Origin of the sequence: Nocardia asteroides (assembly GCF_900637185.1) — a bacterium.
GTDB classification, from domain to species: Bacteria; Actinomycetota; Actinomycetes; order Mycobacteriales; family Mycobacteriaceae; genus Nocardia; species Nocardia asteroides.
This window is the reverse complement of the sequence record NZ_LR134352.1, coordinates 341,356-357,285: the sequence shown is the minus strand read 5'-3', so window position 1 is coordinate 357,285 and position 15,930 is coordinate 341,356. Positions and strand designations below refer to the sequence as shown.

The window sequence follows — 15,930 nt, the reverse complement described above, 5'->3', positions numbered from 1 at the left end:
GCCTATGTCCGGCCTGGATCGCGGGGAGGCGCACCCTGCGGCAGGATCATGATGCGGTCGCGGTTCATCGGGTCGACGCGGATCGGGATGACCTGCCCGATGATCATCCGCGGCTTGTCGACCGGCATCACGTCCACCACGATCTTCCCGTGATAGGTGTCGGCCCCCGGCACCGTCAGCTCGACATCGAATTCGGTGAGCTCGCTGGAGTGATCGGTCCTCGACAGCGGGCGCACGCCGTCGATGCGGGCCCAGCCTTCCAGCCCGTGCCTGCGCAGCCGCCGTTCGGCCCTGGTCGGCATGGACGCGACGGCCATGGCGATACCCGCGGCCGAACCGAACAGCCCCACCATGATCAGCACCTGATACGGCATCGTCCCCGGCGGCGTGTGCGGAGCCAGCCAGCCGAGCCACACCGCGAGGGCGACCAGATACATCGCGACGACGCAGGCCAGCGCTTGCAGAATGCGCGTGTGCTCCATACCGACTACCACCCGTGAGCCCTACGCCTCCAGGATAGGTCGCGCCACCGCGCCGCCCCGGCCACTCGGGATTACGATTCGCGCATGAGTACACCGCCGCCCGGCTACCCCGGTTTCCGGCCGCCGCCGGATCATCCGCAGACGACCACCGTGCTGGTCCTCGGCATCCTCGGGCTCGCGTTCTGTGGCGTGCTCGCCCCGTTCGCGTGGCTGAAAGGCCGCACGGTGCTGGCCGAGATCGACGCCTCGCAGGGGCGCACCGGCGGCCGATCGCAGGTCTACGCCGGCTACATCATGGGGATCATCGGCACCGCGATGCTGGCGTTGTCGCTGCTCGTCGGGCTCGGCGGGCTGGTGGTGTTCCTGATCGTGGGGGCGGCCGAGTCGTCGGCCTGACCGGCGCCCACCTAGCATTCTCCGGGTGAACGAGTCTGTGCCATCGCCCGAGATCGAGGTCGCCGGTCCGACCGAATGGGGCGAGCATCCGCACGGGCTCGGACCGTGGGAACAGGAATACGGCACCCCGGCGCCTGCCGACGAACGCTACGACCCGGTGCTGCTGGCCGAGGGCGACCGGCGCAACGTCGTCGACGCCTACCGGTATTGGACCCGCGAGGCGATCGTCGCCGATATCGACGCGCGCCGTTTCCCCTTCCACGTCGCCATCGAGAACTTCGGCCACGACGCCAATATCGGCACCGTGGTGCGCACCGCCAACGCCTTCGCGGCCGCCGCGGTGCACATCGTCGGCCGTCGGCGCTGGAACCGGCGCGGCGCCATGGTCACCGACCGCTATCAGCACCTCGTGCACCACAGCGATCTGGCCGAACTGCGCGAGTTCGCGGCAACCGCGGGGCTGACCGTCGTCGCGGTCGACAATGTGCCCGGCGCGGTCCCGCTGGAGACCGCGCGGCTGCCCCGCGAGTGCCTGCTGCTGTTCGGCCAGGAAGGCCCCGGCGTCAGTGACGACGCGAAAGACGCGGCGGCGCTGACGGTTTCGATCGCGCAGTTCGGTTCGACGCGCAGTATCAACGCCGGCGTCGCCGCCGGGATCGCCATGCACGCCTGGATCCGTCAGCACGCCGACCTCTCGCTGGCCTGGTAGCGGTCCGTTTCCTCGCCGGTTGATGTGTGATCCGGCCCGGTTGTGATCGAATCAGCCTCGAATCGGTAACGGAACGGGCGCGGAAACCGGGCAGCAACTGGCACCATAGTGCTATGACCTCGCGCAGCGGCCGGCGCCCACAGCCCACTGATCGCGCCGGATCCGTGCCCACGCCGGCGCTGTGGTCCGAGCGTGCCGACATGGCCGAGTCCGCGATCGTCTCGCGCCACCTGCGCATGCTGTGGGGTTGTCCCGGAACGGAATTGGGTGTCGTCGGCTGGCCCGCCACCCGGCGCGAGCGCGCGTTCGTCGGCTGGCACTACTGGTGGCAGGCGCACCTGCTCGACATCGCGGTCGACGCCGCCAACCGCGTGCCGACGCCCGCCCGGCGCCGTCGGATCGGCGCGCTGGCCCGCGCCATCCGCGTCCGCAACATCACCGGGTGGACCAACCGCTACTACGACGACATGGCCTGGCTGGCGATCGCGCTCGAACGCGCCGAACGCACCCAGGAGCTCACCCAGGCCCGCCGCGGCCTGGTCGCCCTCGAACAGCAGCTCTACAACGCCTGGGAACCGGAGACCGGCGGCGGCATCCCGTGGCGGGTCCGCTCGGACTTCTTCAACGCGCCGGCCAACGGACCGGCAGGCATCGCGCTGCTGCGGCTGGGCCGGGTGGAACGGGCACAGCAGATGGCCGACTGGCTCGACGCCACCCTGCGCGATCCCGAATCCGGCCTGATCCTCGACGGCATCCACCTGCCCTCCGGCGAGATCGAACGCCCGATGTTCAGCTACTGCCAGGGCGTTGTGCTCGGGCTGGAGACCGAACTGGCCGTGCACACCGACGACGACCGCCACGTCGAGCGGGTCAGCCGCCTGCTCGCCGCGGTCGAGGAGAACATGACCACCCGGCTGGTCATCACCGGGGGCGGCGGTGGCGACGGCGGCCTGTTCAACGGCATCCTCGCCCGCTACCTGGCGGTGGTCGCGCTGATGCTGCCCGGCGAGGGCAAGCAGCAGGAGGCCGATCGGCGGGTCGCGGCCGCCATCGTGAAGGCTTCGGCCACCGCGGCCTGGGCCAACCGGCTCGAGGTCGAGGGCGAACCGCTGTTCGGCCACGACTGGAGCAAGCCGGCCCGACTACCCGGCGGCACCGCGGGCGCGGGCAAGTTCACCGCGGGCGGCTCGGTGACGGCCTCGGCGGTGCCGGAACGCGACCTGTCGGTGCAGCTGTCCGGCTGGATGCTGATGGAGGCCGCCTACCAGGTGACCGCCGCGGGGCTGTGAGTCAGCGTTCGGCGTCGGCGGCGACGCTCGGCGCCCGCTCCACGTCGAAGTCCTCGGCCGGCTTGGCCATCTCCTGCCGGTAGTGCCGCAGCCCCAGGATGGTGCCGATCACCAGGCAGACGATCATCACGACGATCACCGCGGGCATCAGCCACGGCACCTGCTCGAGGAACTCGCCGGCGTAATAGCCGATCAGCAGCAGCACCGGCGCCCAGATGATCGCGCCGATGGTGCTGGCGATGGTGTAGCGGCGGTGGTCCATCCCGGCTGCGCCCGCCACCATCGGGCACAGCGTGCGCACCCAGGGAATCCAGCGTGCCACCAGCACCGCGAGGAACCCGTGTTTCTCCAGCAGCGCGGTGACCTTGGCCAGATTCCTGGTGTTGAAATAGCGGCCGTTCTTGCGCGCGACCAGGCGATGCCCGGTGCGCGCGCCGATCACGTACCCCACCTGGTTGCCCACGATGGCGGCCACCATCGTGCCCACCGACAATGCCCAGATCTGGGCCTCGCCGTTGGCGTGCGAGGCCATCACGATGCCGGCGGTGATCAGCATGGAGTCACCGGGCAGGAACAGCCCGATGATGAACGCGCACTCGAGGAAGACGAAGACGAGCACCACCGACCAGACCACGGCGGGGCCTGCCGAGATCAGTGGATCGAAGCTGCCCACGGCCAGGGTCGACGGTACTGCGGTCACGTGCTCAGCGGATCTCGTTCGCCGAAGCGGCCAGCTCGGTGGTCGGCGCGTCGTCAGCGGGCACGGCGTCGCCGCGGCGCTTGTCCAGGATCTTCTTACCGACGGTGATGATCGCGGGCAGGATCGAGACGAACACGATCAGCAGGAAGATGCCCTCGATGTGGTCGCGGATGAAGGGCACGTTGCCGAGGAAGTAGCCGAGCACGGTCACGCCGCCACCCCACAGGATGGCGCCGACGATGTCGAAGGCCACGTACTTGCGGTAGCTCATCTTCGACACACCGGCCAGCACCGGCATGAACGTGCGCACGATCGGCACGAACCGGGCCAGGATGATGGTCTTGGGACCGTGCTTCTCGAAGAATTCGTGCGTCTCGGTGACGTACTGCTTCTTGAAGAAGCGGCTGTCCTCCTTGCGGAAGATCGCCGGGCCGATCCGGCGGCCGATCCAGTAGGCGCACTGGTCACCGGCGAAGGCGACGAGGATCACCAGCGGGACGAGCACCCAGATGGAGACCGGCGGGTTCGGCTGCGCGGCCAGCATGCCGCCGGTGAACAGCAGCGAGTCACCGGGCAGCAACGGGAACAGCAGGCCGGTCTCGATGAAGACGATCGCCAGGATGGCCGGTAGCACGGCGTTCTTCAGCCATGTCTCCTGGAGCAGATACATCGGGTCCAGCAACTGGGTCAACGCAAGGTTGCTCGTCACCGCATCGGATACCGCCAGCAAAGTCACGGGCCCCACAGTACCGGGCGAATCTGTGTGATGAGTGGCCCACAGTAGGCTGACGCCTGACAGAATTGGTTTTTCGCTCCCCCACACACGGAGGTCACTGCTGTGCCTATCGCGACTCCGGAGGTCTACGCCGAGATGCTCGGCCGGGCCAAGGCGCACTCGTTCGCATTCCCGGCTATCAACTGCACCTCGTCGGAGACGATCAACGCCGCCATCAAGGGCTTCGCGGACGCAGGCAGCGACGGCATCATCCAGTTCTCGACCGGTGGCGCCGAGTTCGGCTCCGGCCTGGGCGTGAAGGACATGGTCACCGGTGCGGTGGCGCTGGCCGAGTTCGCGCACGTGGTCGCCGCCCGCTACGACGTGACGATCGCGCTGCACACCGATCACTGCCCCAAGGACAAGCTGGACACCTACGTCCGCCCGCTGCTCGCCATCTCCCAGGAGCGCGTGAACAACGGTCAGAACCCGCTGTTCCAGTCGCACATGTGGGACGGCTCGGCCATCCCGATCGACGAGAACCTCGAGATCGCCAAGGAGCTGCTGAAGCTCTCGAAGTCCGCCAACATCATCCTCGAGGTCGAGATCGGCGTCGTCGGCGGTGAAGAGGACGGCGTCGAGGCCGAGATCAACGACAAGCTCTACACCTCGCCCGAGGACTTCGAGAAGACCATCGACGCGCTCGGCGCGGGCGAGAACGGCAAGTACCTGCTGGCCGCCACCTTCGGCAACGTGCACGGTGTGTACAAGCCGGGCAACGTGGTGCTCAAGCCCGAGGTGCTGGCCGAGGGCCAGCGCGTCGCGGCCGCCAAGCTGGCGCTGCCCGAGGGCTCGCAGCCGTTCGACTTCGTGTTCCACGGTGGTTCGGGCTCGCTGAAGTCCGAGATCGAAGACTCCCTGCGCTTCGGTGTGGTGAAGATGAACGTCGACACCGACACCCAGTACGCGTTCACCCGCCCGGTCGCCGGCCACATGTTCGCCAACTACGACGGCGTGCTGAAGATCGACGGCGAGGTCGGCAACAAGAAGGTCTACGACCCGCGCAGCTACCTGAAGAAGGCCGAGACCTCGATGGCCGCGCGTGTCGTCGAGGCGTGCAACGACCTGAAGTCCGCGGGTCGCTCGGTCTCGGGTTCCTGACCGGTCCCTTCGCGACAATCAAACGGGGCCCGAGCTCATGAGTCTTGATGTCCGTGTGCTCGGGCCCGTTCGACTGCTGGTCGGCGGCGAGCCGGTGGCGGTCGGCGGGCCCAAGCCGCGCGCTCTGCTTGCCGCGCTCACCGTCAACCGGCGGCGCGCGGTGTCCTCTGCCGTGCTGGCCGAGATGGTGTGGAACGAGGATCCGCCCGACTCCTATGCCGCCAGCCTGCAGGTGTTCGTCTCGAATATCCGCAAGGCCCTGCGCAACGCGGGCATCGACTCGGCCCAGGTGCTGCGCACCGAGGGCGCGGGGTACCGGCTGGAGATCCCGGACACCGCCTGCGATCTCGGCCGGTTCGAGAACGCGCGCGAGGCCGGTTCACGCTGCCTCGAGGTGGGCGACCATCCCGGCGCGGCCAACCTGTTCGGCGTCGCGCTGCGCGAATGGTCCGGGCGCGCGCTGTCCGACCTGGCCGGTCTGCAGTTCGCCGACGGTTTCGCGACCGCGATGGACGAGGAGCGGCTGCTCGCCGTCTCCGCCCGGGTCGACGCCGAGATCGCCTGCGGGCGCGCGTCGGCGGTGATCGGCGAGCTGGTCTCGATGACCAACGAGCATCCGCTGCGGGAACCGCTGTGGGGTCAGCTGATCACCGCGCTGTACCTGTCCGGCAGGCAGGCCGACGCGCTGGAGGCGTGCCGCCGGGTGCGCGCGGTGCTGGCCGAGGAGCTCGGCATCGACCCCGGTGTCGCGCTGATCGAACTGGAACAGCGGGTGCTGCGTCAGGAACCGCTGAACGTGGCGGAGGTCAAGCGCACCGAGCAGCTGGCCGCGGCCATGACCGAGACGGTCACCGAGGTGCCGCGCTCGATCCGCAACGGCAACCTGCGCTTCGCCGACGGCCGCACCATCCCGATTCCGCACGGCGGCTTGCGGATCGGCCGGATGACCGACAACGAGCTGGTCCTCGACGACCCGAAGGCCAGCCGCTACCACGCGCACATCATGCCGAGCCGCGCCGGTCTGCTGATCAAGGACCTGCATTCGGCCAACGGCGTCTACATCAACGAACAGCCCATCGACAGCGGCGCGCTGCTCGCCGACGGCGACATCATCCGGGTCGGCGCCACGGTGTTGACGTTCATCGCAGTGGGGTAGGCCGCGTGGTGATACCCATGTCTCGTCAGCACATGGGTAACTCACCGGGAACGGGCTGACCACGGCGGCCTTGGACCGCCGGTCGCCGACCCGAGGCGAGGCGCGCCTGAGTCAGGCCAGAATTCGCGGGGAGGCGGTTATGTGAGCCGGACCTCGGCGACCGCGCGGCCGAACAGCTTGCGGCCCTCGGAGATTCCGCTCAGCAGGATGGTGGCCGCGCGCCGCTCGGGGTCGACGGACTTGACCTTGCCGGAGAACTCGATGACGCCGGCCGAGGTCGGCGGCACCGGGACGAAACCGGAGAACCGCACGGCCAGCTTCTCGATCGCGGTGGGGTCGCCCAGCCAGTCGCTCAGGTACTCGGCGGCCAGGCCCATGGTGAGCAGGCCGTGCGCGACGACGGTCGGCAGGCCGGCCAGCTCGGCGGCGCGGTCGCTGAAGTGGATCGGGTTCGGGTCGCCGGAGACGCCGGCGTAGTTGGCCAGGTCGCCGCGGGTCACCCGGGCGGTGGCCGCGGGCAGTTCGTCGCCCTTGGCGACCGAGCCGAACTCGGGCCCGGTGTTGACCGCGGCGAGCTCGCGCGGCGGGGTGGCGGCGCCCGGGCCGGTGTGCCGGATCAGGATGTCGTCGGTGTCGCCGACGGACTCCGGCCGCATGTGCATGCTGATGTTCTCGACGGCCTCGACGATGTTCGGATCCACCTCGACGCCGCGGCGGGCCACGATGGTGGTGGTGCCCTGCACGGCGATGTCGTCGTTCTGGTTGATCAGCTTGAAGCCGACGTTGACGAAGTCGTTGTCGCCGAACTGGCGGATCGACTCGATCTCGATCTCGGTGCGGATCCGGTCGCCCGCCAGCATCGGCCGGTAGATCTCGAAGACCTGGTCGGTCTGCAGCACCTGGGACAGGTCGTACTCGGTGAGCACGCTGTCGAGCAGCGCCCTGGTGGCGCTCATGCCGATCACCGAGGCGAAGGTCGGCGGCGCGATGATGCCGTCGTAACCGAGCTTGCGCGCGTCGACTTCCTGGTGGTGGGCGGGGTGCGTGTTCTGCACCGCCCTGGCGAATTCCCTGATCTTCTCGCGGCCGACCTCGTAGTGGTCGCGGAATCCGAAGCGCTGGCCGACCAGCGCCGCATCCGGGACCACAGCTTCGATGTCCGGCTGCGACACTGTCTGTTCCCTGCTCATGATCCGGGAAATGCTACCGAGTGCCCAACCTGAGAGCCAGTTATGTGTGACCCGTCATAGCAGGCAGGAACTGCCGCTACGACGGGTCGACCGGGGTGTCACGGGGTGCCGGAGGGGTCGCAGACCTTCCAGGTTCCGTCGGTTTGCTGCAGGTCGAAGGTCCGCGCGGTGCGCTTGGACGGGTCGGCCGAGGTGTACACGGTCGCCTCGGCGAGCGCGGTGTCGCCTGTGATGCGGACCGCATCCACGCTCTCGACGATCGGGATGGAACCGCGCTCGGCCGAGAGCTGGTGCACGCCGGTGAACTGCTCCGGGGTGATGCCCTGATAGAAGTCGTGCAGCTGGCCGCACGTGCTCGACCGCAGGTCCGCCAGATCGCCGCTGCGCAGCGCGTCGGCGTAGGTGCCGATGGCGGTGCGGACCTGACCCTCCGGCGAATTGTCGCCACCGGTCATCAGGACGACCACGGCCGCGATCAGCGCCACCACCAGCACCGCGGCGCCCGCCGCGGCCAGCAGCCAGCGCTTCGGCTTTCCCTGCTGCTGCGCCGGCTCCTGTGGAGCCTCGATGCGCTGCGGCGGCGCGACCGGACGCGGCATGTCCGGCGGCGCGACCTGCCGCTTACCCTCGGCCAGCTGCTGCGCGGGCCGGGTCGGCTGGATGTCGGCGGGCGACGGCGCCGAAGCGGGTCGCGGCGGCGCGACGGGGCCGCGCGGCGGCGACGGCTGGGTCTCCTCCACCCCGGGCCCGTGCGGTCCCTGCTGTCCCGCCTGCCGCGGGCCCGCGGGTCCACGCGGCGTATTCGGTGGGGGCGTCATCGGCCTGCCACCCTGGGGCGGCACCACCCGATCCGTGCCCTGCGGCCGCTGCACCGGCATGGCGGTGGTCGGCGCGTCGGCCGGATTCACCACCCGCATGGCGATGGTCTGATCCTCGGACGCGGGAATCTCGCCCTTCCGCAGCGAGGCCGCCCCGGCAGCCGCGGCCGCCGCCCCGGCCGCACCGGGAACCGCGCCCTTTCCTGCCCCCGGCTCCTTACGCAGCCCGGGCCCGCCGTCGGCTGTCCCGAACTTCTCGGTCGCGTCGACATCGCGGGATCGCGAAACACCGCCACCGACAACAGCTCCGGAGACGGTCGGCGCGTTCGGATCGTCGTCGGCCGGACGATCGCCCGCAGCCGAACCGGTGTCGGCGTTTCGGCCGCCGGTCGTGCGGGTGTCGGTGTTTCGGCCGCCGAACTTCGTCGTGCTCGCGTTCGCATCCGAGCCCGCGTCGGCAGCTACGGCGTCGCCCGACGCACTGTCGGCAGCGGCGCCGGCGGCGGCTCCGGTGCGTGCGGCGGATCCTGAAACCGTCGCGTCGGAAACCGGGGCTTCCGTACCGATGACATGATCGGTCGCTTCGGCGCCTGCGCCCGCGACGTCGGCGCCAGGGGCGATCGCGCCTGCTCCGGCGCCGGAGGAAACGCCGCCGGTAGGCGCGGTGCCCCCAGCGGATCCGGTGCCCGCCTCGGCGGCTCCACCGTCGGCCGCGTCGCCGCGCGCCCCGGCCGCGTCTGCCCGCTGCGAATCAGCTGCCTGGCTCTGAGTATCCGCGGACTCGTCCGCAGCGTCGCCGGCAACTGCCGTCGCGGCATCCGCCCGGGCCGTGTCCGGCTGATTCGAATCGACGGCCTGGTCGCGAGCATCCGCAGCGGCAGCCGCGGACTCGGCGTCGCCGGTAGGTGTCGTCGCGGACTTCGCCGGACCACGGCCGGCGTCCGACACGGCATCGCGCGCGGCGCCGGCGACACCTGCTCCGGTGACAGCCGCACCAGCCGCCGCGCCGGCCGCGATCACCGTCGCGTTGCCCGACACGGCCGCGGACGGCGAGGGCCCGTCCGACTTCGCCGTGGTCGGCGTCGCCTGGTCGGCCTTCGCCGTGGTGGGAGCCTGCTGGTCGGCCTTCGCTGTGGTGGGAGCCTGCTGGTCGGACTTCGCTGTGGTCGGCGTCGGCTGGTTGGACTTCGCCGTGGTGGGAGCCTGCTGGTTGGACTTCGCCGTGGGCGGAGCCTGCTGGTCGGCCTTCGCCATGGACGGAGCCTGCTGGTTGGACTTCGCTGCGGACGGCGTCGGCCGGTCGGCCTGCGCCATCTCGGCAGTCGAGATGTCGGCTTGACGGGCCTTCGACTGCGCGCCGCCGATCTTCACGGTGCGGTCGGCCGCGGAATCACCTTGGGCGGCGGCCGGTTTCCCGCCGGGCGTCGACATCGAGGTCGTCGGCGCATCCGGCCCGGTGACATCGCCGACAGGCGAGTTTCCGCGCTCGGACGCGTCTCGTCCGGCGCGGTCGCCACCCGGGAGCCCCTGGGAAAGCCCGGCCAACGGCGAGGCTGCCGCGCCTGGGCCCCGCTGCGAAGCAGGCGTTCCTAGGCCGCCCGGCCGCCCTGATTCGGCGCCGGCATCGCCGGGCCGCCCACCGCCCTGCGGCGAACCGCCCTGCGGCGCAGGGCCCTGCTGCGAAGCAGGCGTTCCTAGGCCGCCCGGCCGCCCTGATTCGGCGCCGGCATCGCCGGGCCGCCCACCGCCCTGCGGCGAACCGCCCTGCGGCGCAGGGCCCTGCTGCGAAGCAGGCGTTCCTAGGCCGCCCGGCCGCCCTGATTCGGCGCCGACATCGCCGGGCCGCCCACCGCCCTGCGGCGTACCGCCCTGCGGCGAACCGCCCTGCGGCGCAGGACCCTGCTGCGGGCGCGGACCACCGACGAACGGCGCGCCGGGCCTGCCTCCGTGGGGTGCGCCGGGCCCACCCAGCGGACGCTGACCGCCGGGAGCACCCGAGTTCTGCGGGTTGCCGTGCGAGCCCGCGGGACCCTGGGAGTAGCCGCCGCCGGGCGCACCCGGGTTCCGCTGTGCGTCGCCGGGTCCACCCGGACGGCCGGGGGGAGGTGTGCCCGGGCCACCCGGGTCTCGCGGTCCTTCAGACCCCGAGACCGGTTGCCCACCAGGCGCATCGCCGGGCCGGTCGACGCCGGGAGTGCCGGGTCCGCCGTGAGGACGCGGATCGCGGGACGCGTCGCCCTGCGCCGAGGGGCGTCCGGGCGCGTGGCCTGGTCCGGAGGCCGGGGCGCCGGGGGCTTGGCCTGGTCCGGCATGGGGGAAGCCAGGTGCATTGCCCTGGCCGGGAGGCGGGAAGTTCATAGGGGCGTTGCCCGGTCCAGGGCGTCCGCCGGGGTGCGGTCCGTCGCCCGGGCGGCCCGAGAATCCGCCGGGTCCTTGCGGCCGCTGAGCGTCGGGGCCGGAACGGGACTGGCCCGCAGGCGAGTTCCCACCCCGGCCGACGGGCTGCGCCCGGCGAGGCGGTACCCCGCCGCCGGGGCCGAGGGGCTGGTCGCCGGCGTATCCACCGCCCTGCTGCGCACCGCCGGACTGCCCGCCCTGCCGACCCGGAGCCTGCTGCCCGGCCTGCCGACCGAAGGCCTGCTGCCCGCCGGGATGGCCCGGAGCCTGTCGTCTGGTCGCGTCGCCGGGGCGACCCGACGATGCCTGTCCGGCCGGTCGATCAGAGCCCCGCTGTCCGGCGTCCCCCGGCTGACCTGGAGCTTGCTGGCCGGGCTGGCGACCCTGCGATGCCTGTCCGGCCGGACTGTCGGAGTCCCGCTGCCCGGCGTCGCCCGGCTGACCCGCAGCCTGCTGCCCGGCAACATCCGGCCGACCGGCATCCTGCCGACCCGCCGCAGCATCCGCCCCCGGCAGATCCCCGCGCCGGATGACCACCGTCTCCGAAGTGCTGGGCGGGACGGTGGGCCGTCCGGGTTCGGTGACCGCGTTCGGGGTCGACTTGGGTGCGCCGGGTGTCGGCGCGGTGCTCGACGAATCGGCGCCGCCCTCGGCGGGCGCGCCGGGGTCGGCAGGCTGGGCTGCCGGATTGTTCTCGTCGGTCGGGTCGGACACCTAACACCCCTCGCTCAGGCTTGAACGTTCCACTCGGGCATCAGCCTAATGCGCGCCGGGCCGGGTGGTTCGCCGATCGCCCCCGCGGCGGGCCGGGCGACGCCGTCCCCGGCCGCGGTGCACAATGAAACGCATGACCTCCTTCGGTGACCTGCTCGGACCGCAGCCGGTCCTCCTTCCCGAATTGATCGACGCCGAGGACGCCATCGCGGCCGGCACCGACCCCGTCAAGGTCGCCGCGGACAATCCCGCCGCCTCGATTGCCTGGGCGCAGCTCGCCGAGGCCTCGCTGGAACGCTCGGGTGGCGAGGTGAACCACGAGACCGTCGCCGCCTACGCCTTCGCCCGCACCGGCTACCACCGCGGTCTCGACCTGTTGCGCCGCAACGGCTGGAAGGGTTTCGGCCCGGTCCCGTGGGATCACGAGCCGAACCAGGGTTTCCTGCGCAGCGTCGGTGCGCTGGCCAGGGCCGCGAAGACGATCGGCGAGACCGAGGAGTACGCCCGCTGCCTCGACCTGCTCGAGGACTGCGACCCGCGGGCGGCGACCGAACTCGGCCTGGACTGAACCGGCCGGGTCGTCGGTGAACGATCCCAACCCCGTCGTAGCCGCGGCGACCCCGGTCGTGACCGCGGCCAAGACGAGCACCGTCGATCGCTTCAAGGCGTCGTCGGTGCGGTTGCGGCTGTCGGCGATCCCGATCATCCAGTGTTCGCTCGGCGCGGCACTGGCCTGGTTCATCGCGCACAACGTGATCGGGCACCCCGATCCGTTCTTCGCGCCGACGGCCGCGGTCGTCTCGATCGGCATCTCGTTCGGCGCGCGCATCCGCCGCTCGGTGGAACTGGTGGTGGGTGTCGCGGTCGGGATCGGCATCGGTGACCTGTTCATCGCCCAGGTCGGGACCGGCGTGTGGCAGGTGGGGCTGGTCGTCGCCGCCGCCATGGCCTGCGCGGTGTTCCTCGACGGCGGCTCGATCATCACGATCCAGGCGGCGGGCTCGGCGGTGCTGGTCTCGACGCTGAGCCAGTCGGCGGGCGCGGGCCCGAGCCGGATGATCGACGCCCTGGTCGGCGGTCTGGTCGGGGTGCTCATGGTGGGGCTGATCCCGCTGCATCCGGTGCGCCGGGCGCGCGAGCACGCGGCCGACGTGCTGGCGGTGATGAGCAAATCCATGATCACCTGCGCCGACGGCCTGCTCGAGCAGAACTCGGACAAGGTGCACGAGGCGCTGACCGCGGTGCGCGCTACCCAGAAGCAGATCGACGCGCTGCGGGCCGCGCTCGAGGGCGGCCGCGAGGTCAGCCGGATCTCCCCGCTGTACTGGAACTCACGCCAGCGGCTGGCCCGCATCCACTCCGCGGCCGACCCGCTCGACAACGCGGTCCGCAACACCCGTGTGCTGCTGCGCCGTTCGCTCACCCTGGTCCGCGACGACGAGGTGCTCGACCCGCGGCTCATCGACCTGGTCGACCAGCTCGGCAACGCCTCCGACGTGGTCCGCCGGATGATGCTGGCCGATCCGGGCGAGCAACCCGATCAGGCCGAGGCCACCCGCGCCCTGCGCAGCGTCGCCAAGAAGGCCCGCCCCGAACTGGTGGTCGGCGCGGGCCTGTCGGCCCATGTGGTGTTCGCCCAGATCCGGTCGATCGTGGTGGACCTGATGGTGGTGTGCGGGATGCAGCGCATCTCGGCGATGGCGCTGCTCCCGCCCACCGTGCCCAATCCGTATGTGACGCCGGAGGAGTGAACGCTCAGTCGCCGACGGGGGAGACCCGGGGGCGGCCGGGGTTCAGCGAGAACCGCTTGCGGTCGAAGTCCCACAGCCGGTAGATCGGCCATTGCGCGGTGTGCATCACCCAGGCGCCGGAGATGACGGCACGGTGGAAGCCCACCACGTTGTAGCCCTGGTTGGCGATGGTCGCCAGCCCGCGCAGCTGGTACTTCCACCACACGCTGGGCGGGGTCTGGCGGCGGCGGGCCGAGATCTCGGCCCGCAGTTGCGGCAGCTGGTCGATGCGCAGCTTCGCCTTGGTCAGGCAGAGCGCGAGGTCGAGGTCTTCGTGCAGGTCGCGACGGTTGGTGGTGGCTTCGCGCACCTGTTCCCACGCGGAGCGGCGGATGGCCATGTTGGCGCCGTGGACATTGCCGACCGGCTGATGCTTGATCAGCCCGAGCCGCTGCTGCCCGCCGATCGCGGCCGCGAGGAAGAACCCGATGGGGGAGTCGTGATAGGTGCTGATCCCGGTCACCGCCACGGTGTCCGGGTGGGCGCCGAGGTGGGCGCGCACGGTGGCGCCCCAGTCGGGCGAGACCAGGGTGTCGGCGTCGATGCGGCCGATGTAGTCGCCACGGGACTTGTCGAAGCCGGTGTTGCGGGCGTGCGCGACGCCGGGCTCTGGTTCGTCCAGTAGCTCGATCTTCGGATGTCGGGCGGCCAGTTCGGCGACGATCTCGCGGGTGCCGTCGGTGCTGCCGTTGTCGACCACGACGACTTCGTCGATGGTGTCCTGCCCGACGAGCCGCTCCAGGCAGGCGGTGATGCCCGCGGCTTCGTCGAGTGCCGGGATGACGACAGAGAGGACTACGGGCGATTCGGTGTTGCCCATACGTAATTCCGTTCCAGAGTCGGTGATGACCCGGGCAAGGGTAGCTAACGCCAGAATCGGGTCAAGTGGCTACCGTAGGCGGCCCACCCGTCTGGTACCCCGGATAGTTCGAACAATGCGTAAACAGCGTCGAAGAACACTCGGCTGAGCGGGGTGAAAAAGATGACAGCGAAAAGAATCAGCATCCCGTACGGTTTGATCTGGTCGAGCGACCGGCGGGTGTCGTAACTCAGCGACGGCTCGATGATCCCGTATCCGTCCAGTCCCGGCACCGGCAGGATGTTCAGCAGGAACGCCGTGATCTGCAGGAACGCCAGGAAGCTGAGCCCGAACCAGAACGCGGCGTGCTCGGTGGTCGAGCCGAAGGCCCGCACCACGATCAACAGCACCACCGCGCACAGCGCATTCGACGCCGGACCCACCGCGCTGACCAAGCGCTGGATTCCTGATCTGAATCGAGTTGTGTCCACATAGACGGCGCCGCCGGGCAATCCGATTCCGCCCAGCGCGATGAAAACCAGCGGCAGCACGATCGACAACACCGGATGGCTGTATTTCAGCGGATTGAGCGTGAGATAACCGCGCACTTCCACTTCATGATCACCGGCGCGCCACGCCACATAGGCGTGCGCGAATTCGTGCAGACACAGGCTGATGATCCAGCCGAAGACCACCAGCACGAACACGCCGACCTTGGCGCGGATCGAGTCGATGTCGGCGTCCCAGGCCAGCGCACCGCCGAGCACGGTGATCAGCACGATGAGCAGGAACACCGGGCTGGGCCGGACGGCACTGTGACCGGCGCGCCTGCCGGTCGGGAAGGAGTGGGTCATCGCACCAGGAGCCAGGGTTGTTCGAAGCGGTAGAAGGTGGAGCGGGGCACCTTGCGTTCGGCGGTGATCCCGTCGCGGGTGACGATCGCGCCCGGCGTACCGAGCTGCGCGGCCCGCCCGTGCACCCAGGTGCGCTTGCGGAAGCCCTTGCGGACCCGGGCGCGCACGCCAGGCATGGTCATCGTCGGCGAGATCAGCATCGTCGTCACCAGCCCGCTGAACAGCAGGGTGTCGTCGACATAGGCCTCGCCCTCCAGCTTGGCGCCGTCGATGCCGGTGATCGCGGCCCGGCCGACCAGCACGGTGCCGGTGTCGTCGCGGATCAGCGGGGTCTCGATGGCCCTGCCCTCCAGCGCGATCTTCGCGGCGGCGTTGCCGGTCGCGGTCTGATACACCCGCGAGGCATAGGTGGTCTCGACCGGAACGTAGCCGACCTCGACGTGCAGCCGCTCGGTGCGCATCAGATGGGTGAGCACGGCGGCCAGGGCGGCGTCGGCGCCGAGCACGATCAGTCGCGGCAGGCTGTCGGCGGCCAGCACCGGCAGCAGCTCGTCGATCACGGTGAGATCCGGGATCTGCCCGGTCTGCGTGGTCGGCTGCGAGGCGAGCGCGATCGGGACCGGCATGTCACCACATCGGAGAACGTGGGTACTCAAACTGCGGTACACCCTCCTCGGTAGGGCCGACTGTTTGTCGCCCACAGACACACGGCAAACCCCCTGCCGACTGGTAACCGTAACCGATCGTGGCGTTCCCGGCG

General features: G+C 70.5%; 16 protein-coding genes. 8 read left to right on the top strand and 8 right to left on the bottom strand.

Annotated features, from left to right (window positions below; translation table 11 throughout):
• Nucleotides 1-2 precede the first annotated feature (2 nt).
• On the bottom strand, nucleotides 3-482 hold the full coding sequence (locus EL493_RS01860) for a hypothetical protein (protein ID WP_019049747.1): 480 nt from the start codon (nucleotides 480-482) through the stop codon (nucleotides 3-5).
• Between the two features lie 84 nt (nucleotides 483-566).
• Here EL493_RS01860 and EL493_RS01855 point away from each other — a divergent pair, with 84 nt between their 5' ends.
• The 3 genes from EL493_RS01855 to EL493_RS01845 all read left to right on the top strand — a co-directional run bounded on the left by EL493_RS01855 (nucleotide 567) and on the right by EL493_RS01845 (nucleotide 2,876).
• Nucleotides 567-878, top strand: coding sequence for a DUF4190 domain-containing protein (locus EL493_RS01855; RefSeq protein WP_019049746.1), 312 nt, complete (start codon nucleotides 567-569; stop codon nucleotides 876-878).
• Between the two features lie 25 nt (nucleotides 879-903).
• Nucleotides 904-1,587 (top strand): TrmH family RNA methyltransferase, encoded by a 684-nt coding sequence (locus EL493_RS01850; protein ID WP_019049745.1) that lies wholly within the window; start codon nucleotides 904-906, stop codon nucleotides 1,585-1,587.
• A gap of 200 nt (nucleotides 1,588-1,787) precedes the next feature.
• Nucleotides 1,788-2,876 (top strand): glycoside hydrolase family 76 protein, encoded by a 1,089-nt coding sequence (locus tag EL493_RS01845; protein ID WP_030201392.1) that lies wholly within the window; start codon nucleotides 1,788-1,790, stop codon nucleotides 2,874-2,876.
• Nucleotide 2,877: 1 nt separating this feature from the next.
• On the opposite strand, the gene EL493_RS01840 is transcribed toward EL493_RS01845, so the two are convergent.
• A complete protein-coding gene (locus EL493_RS01840; protein WP_019049743.1) occupies nucleotides 2,878-3,576 on the bottom strand; it encodes a DedA family protein in 699 nt (232 codons plus the stop codon).
• A gap of 4 nt (nucleotides 3,577-3,580) precedes the next feature.
• On the bottom strand, nucleotides 3,581-4,246 hold the full coding sequence (locus EL493_RS01835; RefSeq protein WP_081722995.1) for a DedA family protein: 666 nt from the start codon (nucleotides 4,244-4,246) through the stop codon (nucleotides 3,581-3,583).
• Nucleotides 4,247-4,414: 168 nt separating this feature from the next.
• Here EL493_RS01835 and fbaA point away from each other — a divergent pair, with 168 nt between their 5' ends.
• Nucleotides 4,415-5,452, top strand: a complete 1,038-nt coding sequence (fbaA, locus tag EL493_RS01830; RefSeq protein ID WP_019049741.1) for a class II fructose-bisphosphate aldolase — start codon at nucleotides 4,415-4,417, stop codon at nucleotides 5,450-5,452.
• A 37-nt stretch (nucleotides 5,453-5,489) separates the two neighbouring features.
• Nucleotides 5,490-6,608 (top strand): BTAD domain-containing putative transcriptional regulator, encoded by a 1,119-nt coding sequence (locus tag EL493_RS01825; protein WP_022565640.1) that lies wholly within the window; start codon nucleotides 5,490-5,492, stop codon nucleotides 6,606-6,608.
• A 137-nt stretch (nucleotides 6,609-6,745) separates the two neighbouring features.
• On the opposite strand, the gene EL493_RS01820 is transcribed toward EL493_RS01825, so the two are convergent.
• A complete protein-coding gene (locus tag EL493_RS01820) occupies nucleotides 6,746-7,798 on the bottom strand; it encodes a fused (3R)-hydroxyacyl-ACP dehydratase subunits HadA/HadB (RefSeq protein ID WP_030201386.1) in 1,053 nt (350 codons plus the stop codon).
• Nucleotides 7,799-7,896: 98 nt separating this feature from the next.
• Nucleotides 7,897-10,047: an Rv0361 family membrane protein gene (locus tag EL493_RS32840; protein ID WP_019049738.1), complete on the bottom strand. Its 2,151-nt coding sequence runs from the start codon at nucleotides 10,045-10,047 to the stop codon at nucleotides 7,897-7,899.
• A 1,495-nt stretch (nucleotides 10,048-11,542) separates the two neighbouring features.
• Between EL493_RS32840 and EL493_RS01810 the strand changes: the two genes are divergently transcribed.
• The 3 genes from EL493_RS01810 (at nucleotide 11,543) to EL493_RS01800 (ending at nucleotide 13,478) form a co-directional block, all read left to right on the top strand.
• Nucleotides 11,543-11,731 (top strand): hypothetical protein, encoded by a 189-nt coding sequence (locus tag EL493_RS01810; protein ID WP_019049736.1) that lies wholly within the window; start codon nucleotides 11,543-11,545, stop codon nucleotides 11,729-11,731.
• A 129-nt stretch (nucleotides 11,732-11,860) separates the two neighbouring features.
• The gene (locus tag EL493_RS01805) at nucleotides 11,861-12,295 is read left to right on the top strand and encodes a DUF3151 domain-containing protein (RefSeq protein WP_022565637.1); all 435 of its coding nucleotides are present in this window, start codon (nucleotides 11,861-11,863) and stop codon (nucleotides 12,293-12,295) included.
• 16 nt (nucleotides 12,296-12,311) lie between these two features.
• On the top strand, nucleotides 12,312-13,478 hold the full coding sequence (locus tag EL493_RS01800; RefSeq protein ID WP_019049734.1) for an FUSC family protein: 1,167 nt from the start codon (nucleotides 12,312-12,314) through the stop codon (nucleotides 13,476-13,478).
• 4 nt (nucleotides 13,479-13,482) lie between these two features.
• Here EL493_RS01800 and EL493_RS01795 read toward each other — a convergent pair whose 3' ends face one another.
• Genes EL493_RS01795 through EL493_RS01785 form a run of 3 tightly spaced genes read right to left on the bottom strand, consistent with a single transcriptional unit; the run spans nucleotide 13,483 to nucleotide 15,796 of the window.
• A complete protein-coding gene (locus EL493_RS01795; protein WP_019049733.1) occupies nucleotides 13,483-14,337 on the bottom strand; it encodes a glycosyltransferase in 855 nt (284 codons plus the stop codon).
• Between the two features lie 44 nt (nucleotides 14,338-14,381).
• Nucleotides 14,382-15,170 carry a site-2 protease family protein gene (locus EL493_RS01790; protein WP_019049732.1) on the bottom strand — a complete coding sequence of 263 codons (789 nt, stop codon included), beginning with the start codon at nucleotides 15,168-15,170 and terminating at the stop codon, nucleotides 14,382-14,384.
• The gene (locus EL493_RS01785; RefSeq protein ID WP_019049731.1) at nucleotides 15,167-15,796 is read right to left on the bottom strand and encodes a hypothetical protein; all 630 of its coding nucleotides are present in this window, start codon (nucleotides 15,794-15,796) and stop codon (nucleotides 15,167-15,169) included. Before EL493_RS01785 ends, EL493_RS01790 begins: the two co-directional genes overlap by 4 nt.
• Nucleotides 15,797-15,930: the final 134 nt, after the last annotated feature.

Excerpts from the sequence above, each read along its gene's own strand:
- EL493_RS01860 (WP_019049747.1), bottom strand. The coding sequence starts at position 482 with ATGGAGCACACGCGCATTCTGCAAGCGCTGGCCTGCGTCGTCGCGATG.
- EL493_RS01855 (WP_019049746.1), top strand. The coding sequence starts at position 567 with ATGAGTACACCGCCGCCCGGCTACCCCGGTTTCCGGCCGCCGCCGGAT.
- EL493_RS01845 (WP_030201392.1), top strand. The coding sequence starts at position 1,788 with ATGGCCGAGTCCGCGATCGTCTCGCGCCACCTGCGCATGCTGTGGGGT.
- EL493_RS01835 (WP_081722995.1), bottom strand. The coding sequence starts at position 4,246 with ATGTATCTGCTCCAGGAGACATGGCTGAAGAACGCCGTGCTACCGGCC.
- EL493_RS01825 (WP_022565640.1), top strand. The coding sequence starts at position 5,490 with ATGAGTCTTGATGTCCGTGTGCTCGGGCCCGTTCGACTGCTGGTCGGC.
- EL493_RS01820 (WP_030201386.1), bottom strand. The coding sequence starts at position 7,798 with ATGAGCAGGGAACAGACAGTGTCGCAGCCGGACATCGAAGCTGTGGTC.
- EL493_RS32840 (WP_019049738.1), bottom strand. The coding sequence starts at position 10,047 with ATGTCGACGCCCGGCGGGAAACCGGCCGCCGCCCAAGGTGATTCCGCG.
- EL493_RS01810 (WP_019049736.1), top strand. The coding sequence starts at position 11,543 with ATGACCACCGTCTCCGAAGTGCTGGGCGGGACGGTGGGCCGTCCGGGT.
- EL493_RS01805 (WP_022565637.1), top strand. The coding sequence starts at position 11,861 with ATGACCTCCTTCGGTGACCTGCTCGGACCGCAGCCGGTCCTCCTTCCC.
- EL493_RS01795 (WP_019049733.1), bottom strand. The coding sequence starts at position 14,337 with ATGGGCAACACCGAATCGCCCGTAGTCCTCTCTGTCGTCATCCCGGCA.
- EL493_RS01790 (WP_019049732.1), bottom strand. The coding sequence starts at position 15,170 with ATGACCCACTCCTTCCCGACCGGCAGGCGCGCCGGTCACAGTGCCGTC.
- EL493_RS01785 (WP_019049731.1), bottom strand. The coding sequence starts at position 15,796 with ATGCCGGTCCCGATCGCGCTCGCCTCGCAGCCGACCACGCAGACCGGG.